Annotated in this window: 12 protein-coding genes; 11 read left to right on the top strand and 1 reads right to left on the bottom strand. The window is 59.7% G+C overall.

Annotated features, from left to right (window positions below):
- Positions 1 to 33: 33 nt before the first annotated feature.
- From GXP70_RS25540 to GXP70_RS25515, 6 genes are all read left to right on the top strand, one after another.
- Positions 34 to 918 (top strand): carbohydrate ABC transporter permease, encoded by an 885-nt coding sequence (locus GXP70_RS25540; RefSeq protein WP_318652392.1) that lies wholly within the window; start codon positions 34 to 36, stop codon positions 916 to 918.
- Positions 918 to 1,724 carry a carbohydrate ABC transporter permease gene (locus GXP70_RS25535; RefSeq protein ID WP_162359417.1) on the top strand — a complete coding sequence of 269 codons (807 nt, stop codon included), beginning with the start codon at positions 918 to 920 and terminating at the stop codon, positions 1,722 to 1,724. Before GXP70_RS25540 ends, GXP70_RS25535 begins: the two co-directional genes overlap by 1 nt.
- Complete coding sequence (locus tag GXP70_RS25530) at positions 1,721 to 2,734, top strand: acyltransferase (protein ID WP_162359416.1); 1,014 nt, start codon at positions 1,721 to 1,723, stop codon at positions 2,732 to 2,734. The genes GXP70_RS25535 and GXP70_RS25530 overlap by 4 nt, the downstream gene beginning before the upstream one ends.
- Positions 2,735 to 2,798: 64 nt before the next feature.
- The gene (locus GXP70_RS25525) at positions 2,799 to 4,559 is read left to right on the top strand and encodes a glycoside hydrolase family 2 protein (RefSeq protein WP_162359415.1); all 1,761 of its coding nucleotides are present in this window, start codon (positions 2,799 to 2,801) and stop codon (positions 4,557 to 4,559) included.
- Between the two features lie 26 nt (positions 4,560 to 4,585).
- On the top strand, positions 4,586 to 7,039 hold the full coding sequence (locus GXP70_RS25520; RefSeq protein ID WP_162359414.1) for a family 43 glycosylhydrolase: 2,454 nt from the start codon (positions 4,586 to 4,588) through the stop codon (positions 7,037 to 7,039).
- 119 nt (positions 7,040 to 7,158) lie between these two features.
- The gene (locus GXP70_RS25515) at positions 7,159 to 8,916 is read left to right on the top strand and encodes a glycoside hydrolase family 2 protein (protein ID WP_162359413.1); all 1,758 of its coding nucleotides are present in this window, start codon (positions 7,159 to 7,161) and stop codon (positions 8,914 to 8,916) included.
- Positions 8,917 to 9,767: 851 nt separating this feature from the next.
- Here GXP70_RS25515 and GXP70_RS25510 read toward each other — a convergent pair.
- A complete protein-coding gene (locus tag GXP70_RS25510; protein ID WP_162359412.1) occupies positions 9,768 to 9,932 on the bottom strand; it encodes a hypothetical protein in 165 nt (54 codons plus the stop codon).
- A gap of 188 nt (positions 9,933 to 10,120) precedes the next feature.
- Here GXP70_RS25510 and GXP70_RS25505 point away from each other — a divergent pair, with 188 nt between their 5' ends.
- The 5 genes from GXP70_RS25505 to GXP70_RS25485 all read left to right on the top strand — a co-directional run bounded on the left by GXP70_RS25505 (position 10,121) and on the right by GXP70_RS25485 (position 17,291).
- Positions 10,121 to 11,152 (top strand): LacI family DNA-binding transcriptional regulator, encoded by a 1,032-nt coding sequence (locus GXP70_RS25505; protein WP_162359411.1) that lies wholly within the window; start codon positions 10,121 to 10,123, stop codon positions 11,150 to 11,152.
- Between the two features lie 212 nt (positions 11,153 to 11,364).
- Positions 11,365 to 13,737, top strand: a complete 2,373-nt coding sequence (locus GXP70_RS25500) for an alpha-L-rhamnosidase-related protein (RefSeq protein WP_162359410.1) — start codon at positions 11,365 to 11,367, stop codon at positions 13,735 to 13,737.
- Positions 13,738 to 13,765: 28 nt separating this feature from the next.
- A complete protein-coding gene (locus GXP70_RS25495) occupies positions 13,766 to 14,725 on the top strand; it encodes an ABC transporter permease (RefSeq protein ID WP_162359409.1) in 960 nt (319 codons plus the stop codon).
- Between the two features lie 30 nt (positions 14,726 to 14,755).
- The gene (locus tag GXP70_RS25490; RefSeq protein WP_162359408.1) at positions 14,756 to 15,628 is read left to right on the top strand and encodes a carbohydrate ABC transporter permease; all 873 of its coding nucleotides are present in this window, start codon (positions 14,756 to 14,758) and stop codon (positions 15,626 to 15,628) included.
- Positions 15,629 to 15,746: 118 nt separating this feature from the next.
- Entirely contained in the window at positions 15,747 to 17,291 is a 1,545-nt protein-coding gene (locus tag GXP70_RS25485; protein ID WP_162359407.1) for an ABC transporter substrate-binding protein, read from the top strand.
- The last annotated feature ends 62 nt before the right edge of the window (positions 17,292 to 17,353 follow it).

Here is a 17,353-nt window from a genome sequence, read left to right as displayed (position 1 = left end):
TCGGAAACGGAGAGGGGGAGGCAAAATATGAGAATGGGCAAGCTTAGAGCGGATCTTGTGGCGCTTTTGTTCCTGCTGCCGTTCCTGGTTATTTATATCCTGTTCACGATCTGGCCGATCATCAAAGGCGTGAACATGTCGTTCTACAAATGGACGCTGATCAAAAAAATGAAATACGTCGGCTGGGACAACTATTCGAAAATGATTCACGACAAGGACATGTGGGCGGCGCTCGGCCATTCCTTGATTTTCGTCGTGCTGACGACGCCGACGATGATTATCCTTGCCATCGCGCTTGCCATGATCGCCAATCGCAAATCCAGGCTGCAGCGCTTTTACCGCAGCGTCTTTTTCCTGCCCAGCGTCTTGTCCGTCGCAGTCGCTTCGTTCCTGGGCCTCTTCGTGTTTCAACCGTATACCGGGCTCGTGAACTCGGCGCTTCATTGGATTCATCTGCTGCCCCAGAACACCGAAATCTTCTGGCTGAACGAAACGAATCTTTCCTGGATCGCCATCGCGCTGCTTACGCTCTGGTGGACGGTCGGCTTCAACTTCATTTTGTATTTGTCGGCCATGCAGGAAATTCCCGATGAAATCTACGAGGCCGCCCGGCTGGACGGCGCGAACGATACACAGATCTTCTTCCGGATCACGTTCCCGTACCTGAGCCCGATCACGAAGACGATTACGATGCTGCAGATTATCGCGTCCTTCAAAGTATTCATGCAAATCTACATTATTACGGGGGGCGGCCCGCTCGACCAAACCCGTCCGATCATTCAATTGATCTACGAGACGGGCTTCAAGAAGAACGACCTCGGCTACGCGGCCACGATGTCCTACATGCTGTTCGCGATTCTGCTCGTGCTCTCGGTCTTCCAATACTGGCTGAACAACCGGAAAGGAGCGCAAGCCTGATGAAAAATGTGTATCGGATCATTTCGCTGCTGTTCGCTCTCGTTTTCCTGGCCCCGGTCGTATGGATGCTGATCGTGTCCATCAAGGAAGAAGGCATGAAGATCGTCAGCGTCGTCGATTGGTTCACGCCGCCGTATTCGTTCGCCGTCTACGACCAGGTGCTGAACGGAACGAAGCTGTCCAACTGGGTGCTGAACAGCTTCTTCGTCGCCGCGTGCGTCACGGTGCTGACGGTCATCATCGCGGCGCTGGCGGCCTTCGTGCTGTCGAAGGTGCCGTTCCACTTCCGTTCGGTCTTCTTCTTCTTCATTCTCGCGGGCCTGCTCGTGCCGGGCGAAGCGATCATCATCCCGCTGTACCAGGTGGCCAAGGGCATGAACCTGCTCAACTCGTACCAAGGCCTGATCATTCCGGCGCTGGCTTCCCCGTTCGCGGTCATCGTGCTCAAGAGCTTCTTCGACGGCGTGCCGAACGACCTGCTCGAGAGCATGCAGATGGACGGCGGCGGCACGTGGCGCATCTTCGGCAGCATCATGCTGCCGCTGACCCGTCCGGCGCTGGCCTCGATGGCGATCCTGACGTTCATCGGCTCGTGGAACAACTTCCTCTGGCCGTTCCTCTCGATCACGGACGATAATCTGTTCACCTTGCCGATGGGCATTCCGACGCTGATGAGCCAGTATTCGGAAGACTACGTGAAGCCGATGGTCGTCAATACGATCGCTTCCCTGCCGATCATGCTGCTCTTCATCATCTTCGAGCGCCAGATCGTCAAAGGAATCAGCCTGTCCGGCATTAAAGGATGATAGGCGCACCGGCCGCGCGCAAGCGGGAGAGGGCGATCGATCTATTCAAAGGCTTGCTCGTGCTGGGCATGGTCTATTGCCATACGCTGCAGTTTTTTAGCGACCAACAGGTATATCCCGGCGGGCAGCGAATCATCGACGTCATTAATCTGATCACGTTCACGGGATTCGTCTTCAGCTTCGGGTACGTCTCGCAGCTGGCTTACTATACGAAGACGTTCCGGCAGGCGGCGCCGCGCATGCTGCTCGCGGCGGTCAAGACGCTGGGGGCCTTCTATCTATCCGGGCTGGCTTACAGGCTGTTCATCGACGGCAGGGCGCTGTCCCGGGCGACGGTCGGACCGATCCTCCTGCTGAACGACATGCCGGGCTGGTCCGAGTTTCTCTGGTCGTTCACGTATTTGATGATCGCCGGTCTTCTTCTATTCGTACCGCTTAGAGCGCTTGCCGGGCGCAGATGGCTCGGCTTCGCCGCGGCGGGCTTGCTCTTGCTGACGACGTGGCTGCCTTACGGTTCGGTTCACGCGATGAAGCTCGGGCCGCTCGTCGGCACGCGGGACTTCGCTTCGTTCCCGGTGCTGCAATATTTTCCGTACTATCTGATCGGCATCTTATTCGCGCGTTACCGCATCGGCTGGGATTGGCGCGTGCTTGCCGGCGCCCTCGCCGCGTCCGGGGCGTTCCTGTGGCGCCTGATCGCGGATGACGCGGCCTTGCCGGAACGGTTCCCGCCGTCGGTATGGTGGATTATCGGTCCGGCCCTGATTCTCTACGGCTATTACCTGCTCGGCAAGCTGATGGAGCGGTATCCGGCGCCGTTCGCCGTCTTCGAGACGATGGGACGGAACGTGCTGTGGTATTTGGTGATGAGCAACATGATGATTTTCGCCTTGAAAGGCAATCAACAGAACCGCGTGCCGGTCGGCGCGCCGGGCGGTCTCGGACTGGCTCTGGCCGTGCTCGGCGTCGTGACGTTCTCCGTGTGGATTATTACGAAGAAAAGCAAATAGGCCGGTTGATTATCGAAACAGGAAAACAATTAGAAATAGATAAGCTTCGAAGGAGTGGGAGAACATGGTGCAACCAACACAACTTAGAGACGAATACCCGCGCCCGCAGTTCGTTCGCGAGAAATGGCTGAATTTAAACGGCGAGTGGGAATTCGCGTTCGATGATTCCGAATCGGGGGAACGCGAAGGCTGGCACGAAGGCAGCCGGGAATTCCCGGCGCGCATCGCGGTGCCGTTCTGTTATCAAAGCGAGCTTAGCGGCATCGCGGATACGGCGTTCCACGATACCGTATGGTACCGCCGTTCGTTCGCGCTGCCTGCCGATTACGAAGGCATGCGCATCGTGCTTCATTTTGGCGCGGTCGATTACGACTGCCGCGTCTGGGTGAACGGCAAGTTCGTCCTGGCGCACGAAGGCGGCCATACGCCGTTCAAGGCGGACGTCACGGAGGCGCTGCGGGACGGCGAGAACGTCGTCGTCGTCAAGGCGGTCGACTACAGCAAAGACGTGACCTTGCCGCGCGGCAAGCAGTTCTGGGAAGAGAAGTCCGCCGGCATTTTCTATACGCGCACGACGGGCATCTGGCAGTCGGTATGGCTGGAACCGGTCGCGCCGACGCATATCGGACGCGTTCGCCTGACGCCGGACATCGACCATAACCAGCTCAAGCTTCAAGCGTTCGTCGCCGGCCTGAAGCCGGGAGCGGACGTCGTCCTGCGCGCAACGGTCGCGTTCGAAGGCGAAATCGTCTCGGAAGACCAGTTCCGCGTGACGCGTGACGCCGAGACGCGCATTATCGGCATTCACGACTTCAATGACCACGGACTTGGCCGCTGGTGGACGCCGGAGAAGCCGAACCTGTACGACCTGCGCTTGACGCTGCTCGTCGACGGGGTGGAAGCCGACCGCATCGACAGCTATTTCGGCATGCGCAAAATCTCCATCGAGGACGGCGTGGTGCTGCTGAATAACCGGCCGTACGAGATGCGGCTCGTGCTCGATCAGGGCTATTTTCCGACGGGCCTCCTGACCGCTCCGAGCGACGAAGCGCTCAAGCGCGACGTCGAGCTGACGAAGGAAATGGGCTTCAACGGCGCCCGCAAGCATCAGAAAATCGAAGATCCGCGCTATCTGTATTGGGCGGACCGGCTCGGTCTGCTCGTCTGGGGGGAGATGGCGAACGCGTACCATTTCTCCGAGCCGTACGTCGGCCGCGTGACGCGCGAATGGATCGAAGCGGTCGAACGCGACTACAACCACCCTTGCCTCGTCGCTTGGGTGCCGATCAACGAAAGCTGGGGCGTCGTCAACATCCTCGTCGACGAACAGCAGCGGCAGCATGCGCTGGCGATGTACCATATGACCAAATCGCTCGATCCGACCCGTCCGGTCATCTCCAACGACGGCTGGGAACTCGTGACAACCGACCTCGTTACGATTCATGATTACGAATGGCGCCGCGAGGTGCTGGACGACCGGTATTCGTCGATCGACAAGGCGCTCGCCGCCCGCCCGGGCAACCGTTGGATTCTCGTGCCGGGCTACCCGTACGAAGGCCAGCCGCTGCTCGTGACCGAGTTCGGCGGCATCTCCTTCCAGAAGGGCGACTGGGAAGGCTGGGGCTATTCCGGCGCCAAGGACGAGGCCGACTTCGAAGAACGGCTGCGCAACGTCGTGGAGCCGCTTCGCGAAGCGCCGCTCGTGCAAGGCTTCTGCTATACGCAGTTGACCGACGTGGAGCAGGAGATCAACGGGCTGCTCACGTACGACCGGCAGCCGAAGCTGCCGCTGGAGCAGATTCGCCGCATCGTGGCAGGCCGGTAAAATCCGGCGAACGGAGGGATGACCGCATGGGACGCATGAAATGGGCGGGGCCGCTGCTGGTCCTGCTGTGCCTCGGCGCGGCAGGCTGCGCGGGGAACGACGACGGCAAGCCGGAGGCTTCGGTAACGACAGCCGTCCGCACGTATACGAATCCGATCAGCCTGCCCGACGAATGGGGCGAATACGGCCTGGGCGACCCGTTCGTCTTCGCCTACAACGGTACGTACTATCTGTACGTCAGCACGCGCGATACCGACGCGGGCGTGAAAGTCTGGTCGTCCGCAGACCTCGAAGACTGGAAATACGAAGGCTTATGCACGGAAGATCCTGTTACGACCGCGGCGTACGCGCCGGAAGTGCGCTATTGGAACGGCAAGTTCTACATGTATACATCGCCGGCCGGACAAGGGCATTACGCGCTCGTTGCCGACAGGCCGACGGGACCGTTCAAGGTCGCGACCGATAATTTCGGCCGCACCATAGACGGCACGACGTTCGTCGACGACGACGGGCAGTGGTACTTCTACTATGCCGGCCCCATGGGAATCCAGGCCGCGCCGATGACCGACCCGCTGACCGTCGCGCCGGAAGAAGCGCAGACGGGCGCCTACATGGGCGGTTGGACGGAAGGGCCGACCGTGTTCAAGCATCATGACCGCTATTATATGACCTACACGGGCAATCACGTGTTCAGCGCCGGATATCGCGTCGACGCGGCGGTCAGCGCTTCGCCGCTGCAGGGCTTCCGCAGCCAGCCGAACGATCCCGTCCTGCTGCGCGCGGAGGGAGCGACCGTCGGGCTCGGCCATAACTCCGTCGTCACGGGTCCGGATCTGGACACGCAATATATGGTGTATCACAATCTCGAAGGACACGGCGTCGTCGGTCCGCTGCGGCATATGAATCTCGACCGGATCGTCTGGGACGGGAATCTGCTGCAAGTGGCCGGCCCGACTTCGTCTAAGCAGGCGGCGCCGGCGCTGCCGGTGTTCGCCGACCGGTTCGACCGCAAGAAGCCGGGCCAAGCCTGGAAGAGCGTTGGCGGCGCGAAGTGGGCGATCGGCGATGGCCAAGGGCTGACCGCGGAAGGCGCGGGCGAGTCCGGCTTATCGATGCTCGTCTCGAAGGCGAAGACGGCGGACAGCTTCACGGCGGAATATCATGTCCGCCTGCTATCCGGCAAGCAAGGGAAGGCAGGCATCGTGTTCTCGTATGCCGATAAGAACAATTACGGAATAGCGACTTGGAGCGCGGCCGAAGGCAAGCTGGAAGCGCGTTACGTGAACGACGGCGCGGAAGTCATGCACGTCTCGGCGTCCGTGCCGGGCAATCTCGATCTCGGCCAGCTGCAGACGCTGCGCGTCGAGAAAGCCGGCAGCGCGCTGACCGTCTACGCGGAAGGCATGAAGCTGCTCGCGGCGGAGCTGCCGGCCGAAGCGGGCGCGGGGGCGATCGGTTACGCCGTCGAGGGCGCCGATGCGTCCTTCGGGTACGTCGCGTTCAGCGATGCCGTGGACGGCAGCGCGGCCGGATTGGCCTACGCGCCGCTTCCGGGACGCGTGAACGCGTTCCAGGATGAGGGCGGAGCGGCCCGTGCGAACGGGTTGACAAGCGATGGCGCCGGCGGGCTCGCGGCATCGAAGCTGGATGCGTCGCAGCCGTTGACCTATCGGGTCAACGCAGCCGAAGGCGGCGTCTACAGCTTCGACTTCCGCGTTGCCGCCGGCGAGCAGGGCGCCAGTCTCCGCTTGACCGAGGACGGCAAGCCGGTCGTCGGCGACTTGGCCGTCAAGCCGGTCGGCGGCGCCTGGCAGACCGTCTCGGCGCACGGCGTCAAGCTGGCGGCGGGGAATCACCGGCTCACGCTGGAGACCGTGCGCGGCACGCTTGACGCCGCCTGGTTCGCGGCCTCTCCGTACGCCCCGGTGACCGCCAAGACGGACGACTTCGGCGTCAAGTTCATTCCCGGATGGACGCGCTACGAAGGCGTCTGGTCGGCCAAGGACGGCCAGCTGCGCGTCACGTCGGACGAAGACGGCAAGATTCTGACCGGCGAGGACGGCTGGACCGATTATGCGGTCGAAGCCGATGCCACGGTGCCGGAAGACGGCGGGCAGACGGGCATTCTCGTCCGCGTCACCGAGCCGGCCAACGGCATGGAGCTGAACCAGAACCGCAGCGATTTCCTGCGCGGCTACTTCGCTTACGTCGACGGACAAGGCGTCCATCTGGCGAAGCACGATTACGGCACGACGCCGCTCGCGGACGCGAAGACGATTCTGCCGCAGCCGGGCGGGACGATTCGCCTGAAAGTCACTGCGGTCGGCAATACGATCGCCGTGTACGCCGGCTCCGGCGCGGAGCCGCTCATTCGCTACGCCGACGAGAGCGATTCGGCGTTCCTGCACGGCCGCGCCGGCTTGAAGTCGGTTGGCGGCGGCGCCCGGTTCGGCGCGTTCCGGATTGCGCCGGCTCCTTGACCGGCGAGGCGGGCGACGAAGCGCCTCCCATTTCGCATGTCATGTAAACGATGCTTAGACGATTTATTCCATAGTCTGCAGATCGCAGCACTTATTATACCAAAGGCAAGGTGACAACAATGACGCTAAGCATTTACCGCCCGGACTATCCGCGGCCGCAATTCGTCCGCCAAGATTGGCTTAATCTGAACGGCACGTGGGATTTCCGGTTCGACGATGCCGACGAAGGGGAAACGAAGCGCTGGTTTGAAGCGTTTCCCGGCGACCTGCGCATCGAGGTGCCGTTCGCGTACGAGACCAAGGCGAGCGGCATCGCGGACGAGACCGCCCACCCGTACGTCTGGTACCGGCGGACGTTCGAGGTGCCCGCGGAGCAGCGGGACAAGCGGGTACTGCTGCATTTCCAAGGGGTAGACTACCTGGCCAAAGTATGGGTGAACGGCGCCTATGCGGGCAGCCACGAGGGCGCGTACGCCGCATTTTCGTTCGATGTGACGTCCTTCTTGAAGCCCGGCGAAGCGAATGAAGTCGTCGTCAGAGCGGAAGACACCGAGAGCGGCACGCAGCCAAGAGGCAAGCAGCGCTGGCGCAAGGAGAATTTCGGCTGCTGGTACGTACAGACGACGGGCATCTGGCAGACCGTCTGGCTGGAATACGTCGATGCGAATCATGTGCGGAACGTGAAAATCACGCCGGACGCCGACGCCAACTCCGTTCGTTTCGATTACCGCGTGGCGATCGCGCCTTGCGCGGAGCCGCTGCGGCTGACGACCGCGATCAGCATGGAAGGCGTCCTGATCAAAGAGACGACGCAGCTGATCGACCGCTCGGCATTCTCCGCGACGGTGGATCTGATCAGCGAGAAACGGGAGTGGCGGATCGAATATTGGAGCCCGCAGAACCCGAAGCTGTACGAAGTTGAGTTTGTGCTTCGCCAAGGCGACCGGGTCGTCGACCGCGTGGGCTCGTACTTCGGACTGCGGAAGATTGCCATCGTGAACGGCAAAATCATGCTGAACTACGATCAGCTCTATCAGCGCTTGATTCTCGACCAGGGCTATTGGGCGGAGAGTCACCTGACGCCGCCGTCGGAAGAGGCGATCATTGCCGACATCGACGCGATCATGGCGATGGGCTACAACGGCGTGCGGAAGCACCAGAAGATCGAGGACGCGCGATTCCTGTATTGGTGCGACGTGAAGGGGCTGCTCGTCTGGTCGGAAGCGGCCGCCACGTACGAATTCAACGACGAGGCGCTCGACCGGTTCACCCGCGAGTGGCTGGAGATCGTGCAGCAGCAGTACAATCATCCAAGCATCGTGACATGGGTGCCGTTCAACGAATCATGGGGCATCGGCAACGTTTTCGCCGACAAGCGCCAGCAGCAGTTCACGGAAGCGATCTACCATCTGACCAAGGCGATCGATCCGATGCGTCCGGTCATCGTTAACGACGGCTGGGAGCACACCGTCTCCGACATCCTGACGCTGCACGATTACGAAGAAAGCGGCGAGAAGTTTCTTGCCCGCTACCGTAACCTGGATGGCATTACCGGCAACGAGCTGGCCTTCAACAACGGGCGGTTCGCGCTGGCGCAAGGCTACGCGTACCGCGGTCAGCCGATCATCATCAGCGAATTCGGCGGTATCGCCTTCCGCGACGAGAAGGGCTGGGGCTACGGCAACCAAGTGGCCGACGAGGAGGCGTTCGTCGCCCGTTTCCGCGGCATCACGCAAGCGATCAAGCACATAGACGGCATCTGCGGCTATTGCTATACGCAAGTGACTGACGTGCAGCAGGAGATCAACGGCCTGTTGACGGAAGACCGCCGGCCGAAGATTCCGCTCGAGACGATTCGGGCGATCAATTTGGCTTAACATGCAGGATGGCAGGCGGGTTTGGGAACTCGCCTGGACGGGGAGCGTGCTGAGCTTCGGGAAGCAGGGAGAGAGCCGGAGCAGCGAATTTAGCGGCGTATAGTTGATATGCGCTGCGTGCGTGTAGTGTCGAGCTTCGGGCAGCACGGAGCGAGAGCTTGAGCAGCGAATCCAGCGGCGTATAGTTGATATGCACTGCGTGCGTGGGAGTGTCGAGCTTCGCGAAGCAAGGAGCGAGCTGGAGCAGCGATTTTGCCGGCGCATAGGCAGTATGCGCTGCGCGCGTGGAGTGTCGAGCTTCGGGAAGCAGGGAGAGAGCTGGAACAGCGAATCCAGCGGCTCATAATCAGTATGCGCCGCGCCGCCGGTTTGGCCGGTCGAGCTTTGACCTGGCGAGGTGTTAACGAGCTTACCGGGCGAGGCTGGACATGCCGCCACGGACTTATTGACACTCCGGCGGACAGAGGATTCGTTATTTATGCGAAAACGGTACGTTTCGATAAGCGATCGGACACAGGATCCGCTATAATCCCTGGTAGGCGCCGAAAACCAGCCTGCCAGGCGAAATAGCGGATCTCCTGTCCGCTGACTTGACTTCGAGGCCTTGACGGACAGAACATACCGGTTATCGAGCCGGCCGAGCCGGCATCAAGCCGCTCGTTCAAGGAGCATCGTCCGGCCGAGCCGGCAGAGCTTCAAAATCGACGACTCGACGACTTGGTTCCGCCCTGGAAACACAAGAGAAGAAAGCCCGCTGTTATGCAAACTGTCCCATGCATATAGAAGCGCGGGCTTCAATGCAGCCGAAGAGTCTCCGCCAGCGGAGACTCTTTTTATTTTCCGCAGCCGCGCTAGGAGAATCGGTTGTACAGATATAACACGACAGCCGCGACGGCAATCAAGACGAGCATGCAGCCCGGGTTGCCGAAGTAGGCGCGGTCGAAGGCATCCCGATTGTCCGTTCCGCTGCAGGCGGGAGTACGGTTTTCATTGCTTTCATAGTCGCGTTTGCTCATCGTATCCGGCCTTTCGACTTCTATGACGCGTATTATAGCTGCCCGGCTCACAACCGGCAAGCCAGCCGCCAAGGAGAAGCTTGCCTTAGAAACTTGTAAAAAAAGTATTGCATACGCTTTCACGTTTAGCATATAATGAGTGCACAGGAAACCGAAAACGTTTCGGAAAATAAGGGAGGAGTTGTCGGTTGACCACCATAAAAGATCTTGCACAGTACGCCGGCGTCTCCGTAACGACCGTTTCCAGAGCACTGAACGGCTATTATGACGTGAAGGAAGAAACCCGCCGGAAGATTATCCAGGCCGCGAAGGAGCTGAATTACCGGCCCAACGTTCTCGCGCGCAGCCTGGTGACGAAGAAATCGCGGTCGATCGGCGTCATTCTGTCGGAGATCAACCGGGCCGGCGCCAAGGACGCGCTGGCGTTCGAAATCTTATGCGGCATTAACGACAGGGCGTCGGAGCTGAATTACGAAATCATGCTGTTCAGCACGAACCCGAAGAAGCAGATTACCAAGTCGTACGGCGACTTGTGCAAGGAACGGAACGTGGACGGCGCGATCATCTCGGGCCTGCGCGTGAACGATCCTTATTTGCAGGAAGTGACGAACGATACGAATTTTCCTTGCGTGCTGATTGACATTCCGGCGTCAGGCAGCAATCTCGGCCATGTGACGACCGATAACGTCGCCGGCGCGGAGAGAGCCGTCGCGCATTTGATCGAGCAGGGTCACCGCCATATCGCGATGATCAACGGACATAACGACGCCGCGGTGAGTCAGGAGCGGCTGGCGGGCTACCGCGCCGCGCTTGAGAAGCACGGCTTGCCATTCCGGCCGGAGCTCGTGCTGAACGGAGGCTTCTCCGAAGAAGGCGGCTGCGACGCGATGTACCGGATCATGCTGCATTATCCCGAAGTGACGGCCGTCTTCTCGGCAAGCGACCTGATGGTGCTCGGCGCGCTGCGCGCCGTGGAACGAAGCGGGCGCAAGGTGCCGGATACGTTCTCCATCGTAGGCTACGACGACATCGCGATCGCCTCCTATTGCTCGCCGAAGCTGACGACGGTGCGCCAGGATAAATACGAGATGGGCTATCAGGCGGCGCAGCTGCTGATCGACCTGCTCGAGGATAGAAACGTGAACCATAAGATCGTATTGCAGAATGAATTGATGATTCGCGAAAGCACGGCGCCCCTTGGATTGGCAGCGAGTAAGTAACAGCAAAGGCGCTTTTTTTTGGAGGATTTCCAAAACGTTTCCGGTACATGAAAACGCTTAAAAGGATCGAAAAAGAATAGTTAAGTTAACAAAGTATAAGCGGGATGAACGCTCTTTTTTTAGGCAGTAATCCGAAACGTTTCGGAATTGCAGACGGCGCTGGCGCCGGCAAGCCTGTTCAAATCCCGTTCCATTATTAAGGAGGCACGAACATGTTGCAAACGATCTCGAGCGGCACGAACGCGCCCGGTCTCGGACCGGTTTTGGAACCTTATCACGAATCGCGGGCATCGCGCGGACTATCCTGGCAGGATATGTTCATCTGCGCCGGCAACCGCACGTATCTGATCGGCAGCCAGAACGGAGGCTTCCCGGACTTCGGGCATCACGTGAAGCTCGAAATGGGCGGGCTGTGGCTCCATCCGATCAAGCTGCTCGACGGCTTCTGGCTGCATATCGCGGACCGCGAAGCCGGCGCCGCCATGAACGGTTCCACGGCGATGTGGCTGACGGAATCCGATTCGTTCCATAACTATCCGTTCTACAACGAGCACCGGTACGAGCTGAAAGCGCTTGAGCTCGAGGTGGTGCGGCGCCAGTTCTGCCCGGATGATGCCGAAGGGATGATCGTGACGTACGAGCTCCGCGATTTGAGCGGCCGGAGCCGGAGCCTGGACCTGAGCCTGCTGGCCCGCACCGATCTGAGTCCCGTCTGGTTCTCCGAGGGTAAGGGGATACAGGACGGCGCGGACGAAGGACGCATCGACGACGCAGCCGGATTGTTCCTCGCGAAGGATCGGCTGAATCCGTGGCATGTCGTCATCGGCGCAGACCGGACAAGCAGCAAAGGCGCGGTCCGAAGCGAGATGTTCGGTCCGCACTGGACGTCGGGCAAAGGCATCAGCGGCTCGCTGAGCTACGAGAACGTCGCGATCGAGGCCGGCGGCACGGAAACGATTCATTTCTTCATGGCGGGCTCGAACCGCTCCGAGGAAGAGGCGCTGCATACGTTCGCCCGGCTGCGGGATAACCGCGAAGCGCTGTGGGAAGCGAAGCGAGGCCGTTACGAAGCGATCGCAAGCCGGACGGTCGTGAACATTCCGGACAAGCATGTGCAGAAGGTATTCGATTGGGTGAAGTTCCACAACGACTGGTTCGTGCGCGAGGTGCCGGACGTCGGGCGCGGCATGGGTGCCGGCCATCCGGAATACCCGTGGTGGTTCGGCTGCGACAACAGCTACACGCTGCTTGGCCTGCTGCCCGTCGGCGGACTCGACATGGCGCAGGAGACGCTGTCGCTCATCCTGAAGGCATCGGAGGAAGCGAACGGGAACGGGCGCATCATTCACGAGCTGTCGACGAGCGGCATCGTCGCCAACCCGGGCAACACGCAGGAGACGGCCCATTTCATCCAATGCGTCTGGGAAGTGTTCCGGTGGACGGGAGACGACGCTTTCCTGAAGCGCGTCTATCCGGCGGTGAAGAAGGGGCTGGCCTGGCTGCTGGACGAGATGGATCCGGACGGCGACCTGCTGCCGGAGGGTTACGGCATTATCGAAATCGAGGGACTGAACGTCGAGCTGATCGATTCCGCGGTCTATACCTGGTCCGCGCTGCTCGCAGGAGCCCGGATGGCGGCCTTCTTCGGCGAAGCCGACGTACAGGCGCGTTACGAGGAGCTGGCGGTTCGCCTCGGCGACAAGATCAACGGCGATCTGTGGATCGACAAGGAAGGGCTCTACGCCGACGCCATGGCGCCGGCCGGCAAAATCATGAGCCGGATCGACGTCTACATCGAGCGGGCGCAGGAATTCGGCGCGCTGAACGCGGTCCGCGACCTGGAAGCGATCAAGGCCGAGCTGGACGGGCTCGATCCGGCGAGCGAACGGCCGTGGCTGTTCAAGAACTGGGTCATCAACACGCCGATGGAAACCGGCCTAGCGCCGCGCGGTCAAGCCGTCCGGGCGCTGGAGCGGATGGCGACGGACGAATTCACGGGCCCGTGGGGCACGTATCTGTCGGGCATGTACCGCGACCAGATGATGACGATCTCGACGGGCGTGCAGGCAGTCGCCGAAGCCCGGTACGATCGGATGGACGAGTCGCTGCGGTTCATTCAGCTTATCGCTTCCACGTTCAACAAGCGGCTGCCGGGCTCGATGTCGGAGATGTCGCCGGATTACGGCTGCTTCGTCCAGGCCTGGACGAACTACGGCATGACTTGGCCGCTCATGAGCTTCATGTTCGGCATTAAGCCCGACGCATACAGCAAGGCGCTGACGCTGCGGCCGCGATTCCCGCAAGGCTGGAACGAGATGTCGGCGAAGCGGGTCCAGCTCGGTCTCGGCGAGCGCGCCAATACGCTCGACCTGGAAGTCAATCTCTCCGCCGAAGCGGACATCTACCGCTTCGCGCTGGAGCAGCCGGGCTGGTCGGTGACCGTGGAGCTGCCGCGGCCCGCGGACGGCGCATGCATCGTCACGCTCGACGGCGAGCCGGTAACGGCGGAAGCGCGGGACGGCGCAATCGCCGTGACGATCGCAAGCGCGGGACGTCATGAGCTGCGGGTCAGCCGGACAAGCTAGTCGTTTCTTTAGAAAGGAGAGTTTCTGCATGAAGAACGCCGATACGCCGGCCGATCGCAAGGCCGGCAAGAAGCGGAATGTGTTTATCGTCGACATGAAGCGGAATTATTCATACTACCTCATGATGCTGCCGGCCGCGCTGCTCGTGTTCCTGTTCTCGTATTTGCCAATGAGGGGCATGGTCATCGCGTTCCAGGATTATAACGTCATGGACAGATACAGCAGTCCGTTCGTCGGCTGGGCGAACTTCAAGTTTTTCTTCACCAGCTCGTATGCATACCGCACGACGTTCAATACGATATTCATCAACTTGAACTATTTGGTCTGGACGACGATTCTCAGCGTGCTCTTCGCGATCATGCTGAACGAGATCCGCTCGAAGCTGGCGATGAAGTTCTATCAGAACCTGATGTTTCTGCCGTACTTCTTCTCCGCCGTCGTTATCGGCAAGCTCGTGACGACCATCGTCTTCTCGGACCAGAACGGGATCGCCAACCAGATTCTTCATCTCTTCGGGCATGATCCCATCGTCTGGTCGCAAGTCGCGGGACCGTGGGGCTGGATCATTATCGGCACGCATATTTGGAAGACGGTCGGCTATTCGTCCATCATCTATCTGGCGAGCATCGCCGGCATCGACGACCATCTGTACGAAGCCGCCGCGCTCGACGGGGCGAACCGCTGGCAGCAAATCCGGAAGATTACGCTGCCGATGCTGACGCCCGTGATCATCATCATGACGCTGCTCAACCTGGGCGGCATGCTCCGCGGCGATTTCGACACGATCTACTCGATCATCGGCGATAACGGCTTGCTGTTCCAGCATACGGACGTCATCGACACGTACATTTTCCGCGCAATCAAGCAGGCTGCCGATTTCGGGCCGACTGCCGCCGTAGGCCTGTATCAGTCCGTGGTCGGCTTCATCCTTGTATTCGGTTCCAATGCCTTGGTAAGGCGCTTCAACAAGGATAACTCGCTGTTCTAATCTGGCGGTAAGCGGAAAGGAAGGATTCCAGTGTTTAAACGTTCTCCCAGCGAACGAATCATGCAGCTTGTCATTCATTTCGTCCTGCTCGCGTTCGCATTGTGCTGCATCTATCCGTTCATTCTGACGTTTATCGTCTCCTTGAGCAGCGAGAAAAGCATTCTGTTCCATGGGTATCAACTGATTCCGGAACAGTTCTCGACGCAGGCGTACCGCATGGTATTCAAGGATCAGCACATCTACACCGGCTACGGCGTCTCCATTCTGGTCACGGTGGTCGGCACGCTGCTCTCTCTGTTCATCTGCGGCATGGCCGGCTACGCGATGTCCGTCAAGCGGGTCAGATACCGGAACGCGGTCGCCATGTTTTTCTACCTGCCGATGATCTTCAACGCGGGCACGCTGCCATGGTATCTGGTATGCACCCAGGTTCTGCATTTGCAGAACACCGTCTGGGCGCTGATCTTGCCGCTGCTCGTATCGCCGTTCAATGTGTTCCTAATGCGCAACTATTTCGCGACGGTCCCGTCCTCGTTGATCGAGTCCGCGGAAATCGACGGCTGCGGCGTCATGCGGACGTTCGTTCAGATCATCATCCCGCTGTCGAAGCCGATCATCGCCACCGTCACGCTGTTCATCGGCTTGTCGTATTGGAACGATTGGGCGAGCGCGCTGTGGTTCATCGACAATACGCATCTGTATCCGCTCCAATACATGCTCTACCGGATCAAATCCATCATGGATTTCATCAAGCAGAACGGGGCGATGGGCGCTACGGAAATGCCTGCGGAAACGTTCCAGGTGGCGACGCTGTTCGTGACGATCGGCCCGATCATCCTGCTCTATCCGTTCGTGCAGCGCTATTTCGTCAAAGGCATCATGGTAGGCGCGGTCAAAGGTTAGCATTCCTCTTGGCATTAATCTAATGCAAATTAGATTTTTGTATAGCATCACGCTTCATGCTTCATGTTTCATGCAAGGCGACCTTATTCTACGCATCGAACAAAGGGGAGAGATGGAAATGAAGAAATTTAAGAAAGCGTTTCTCGGCATGAGTCTCGTGGCGGTATCGGCGCTTGCGCTTGCAGGCTGCGGCTCCAATAACGGCAACGATTCGGCCGGAATGTCGAACAGCGGCAGCAACGGAGGCGGCAATGCGGCGACCTCGAATGCGAACGACAGCAAGCCTAGCGCCGATGTGGTGAAACTGACCGCGGTATTCCCGGGGCAGGAATCGGCGGCGGCGCCGAACGTGCTGAAAGCGATCAACGAGAAGCTGCAGGCGGACGGCCTGAACATCGCGGTCGACATCAAATACATCGACGACTACTGGAACAAGCTTGCGCTGAACATTGCCGGCGGCACGCAGTACGACCTGGCATGGGCGCACAGCAGCACGCTGTCCGACCTCGTCGCCAAGAAGGTGTACCAGCCGATCGACGATCAATTGAAGTCCGACGGTCCGGACCTGCTCGCGAATACGCCTGATTACGTACTGAAGGGCGGCGCGATCAACGGCAAGCAGTATGCGATCGCAAGAGCGATTCCGATGACCGGCTTCAATAACGTGTTCAACATCCGCGGCGATCTCCGCGAGAAATACGGCATTCCGAAGATCACGACGATCGATGGCCTGGAACAGTATTTCCAAGCCGTCGTGAAGAACGAGCCGAACATGCTCGCTTACGTCGATTCCAACACGCAGACGCTGCTTCCGATCATGGCCAACTACTACTTCCCGATCGGCGACGGCGGCATGTACCCGGTATACGTCGATCCGGCCGATCCGAACTACACGGTCAAATCGTTCCTGGACTCGCCGGAGTATGCGAGCGTCGTGAACAAGAAGAAGGAATGGAGAACGAAAGGCTATATCGCCGCGGACTCCTCGAAAGTCGACAATCCGGACGCAGGCTTCGACAACGGTCAAGTCGCGGCGGTAGGCGCGAACCTGTTCAGAGCCTCCGAGCGCGTGGACACGCTGGCGAAGAACGTGCCGGGCGCCAAAGTCGAAACGGTATATCTGGAGCCGTCGAAGCGCTACATCTTCTCCGCCGGCGACAATATGCTGGCCGTTCCAAGCACGAGCAAGCACGTGAAGGAAGCCGTCGAGCTGATGAACTGGATCAAGAAGGACCAAGCGAACTTCGACCTGTGGTCGTACGGCGTGGAAGGCACGAACTACAAGCTGACCGACGGCGCGGTCGACCTCAGCGGCATTGCCGATGCCGACAAGTACAACACGAACGTATGGATGTGGAACGACATTCGTCTGGCCCGCTTCTCCTCTAACTATGCGAAAGCGGACATCGACGAGTTGAAGAACTGGGACAAAAATTCGGAAGTCAGCCCGTTCGTCGGCTTCACGCTCGATACGAGCAAGATCAAATCCCAAATCAGCCAGATCCAAGCCGTCATGAACGAATACAGCGAGAACCTGGGTCTCGGCGTAACGGACATCAATACGATCAAAGGCGAGCTGATGAAGAAAATGAAAGCCGCCGGTCTGCAGGATGTCATCGACGAAACACAGAAGCAAATCAACGCTTACATCGCGGCGAAATAATCGGAGCGACGTATTCGCGGAACCGCAGAGACGAATGCCCTTAACGGGGCGTTCGTTCTGCG

This window comes from Paenibacillus lycopersici (assembly GCF_010119935.1).
GTDB lineage: Bacteria > Bacillota > Bacilli > Paenibacillales > Paenibacillaceae > Paenibacillus_Z > Paenibacillus_Z lycopersici.
The sequence above is the reverse complement of the archived record's forward strand: the minus strand, read 5'-3'. Positions and strand labels throughout refer to the sequence as shown.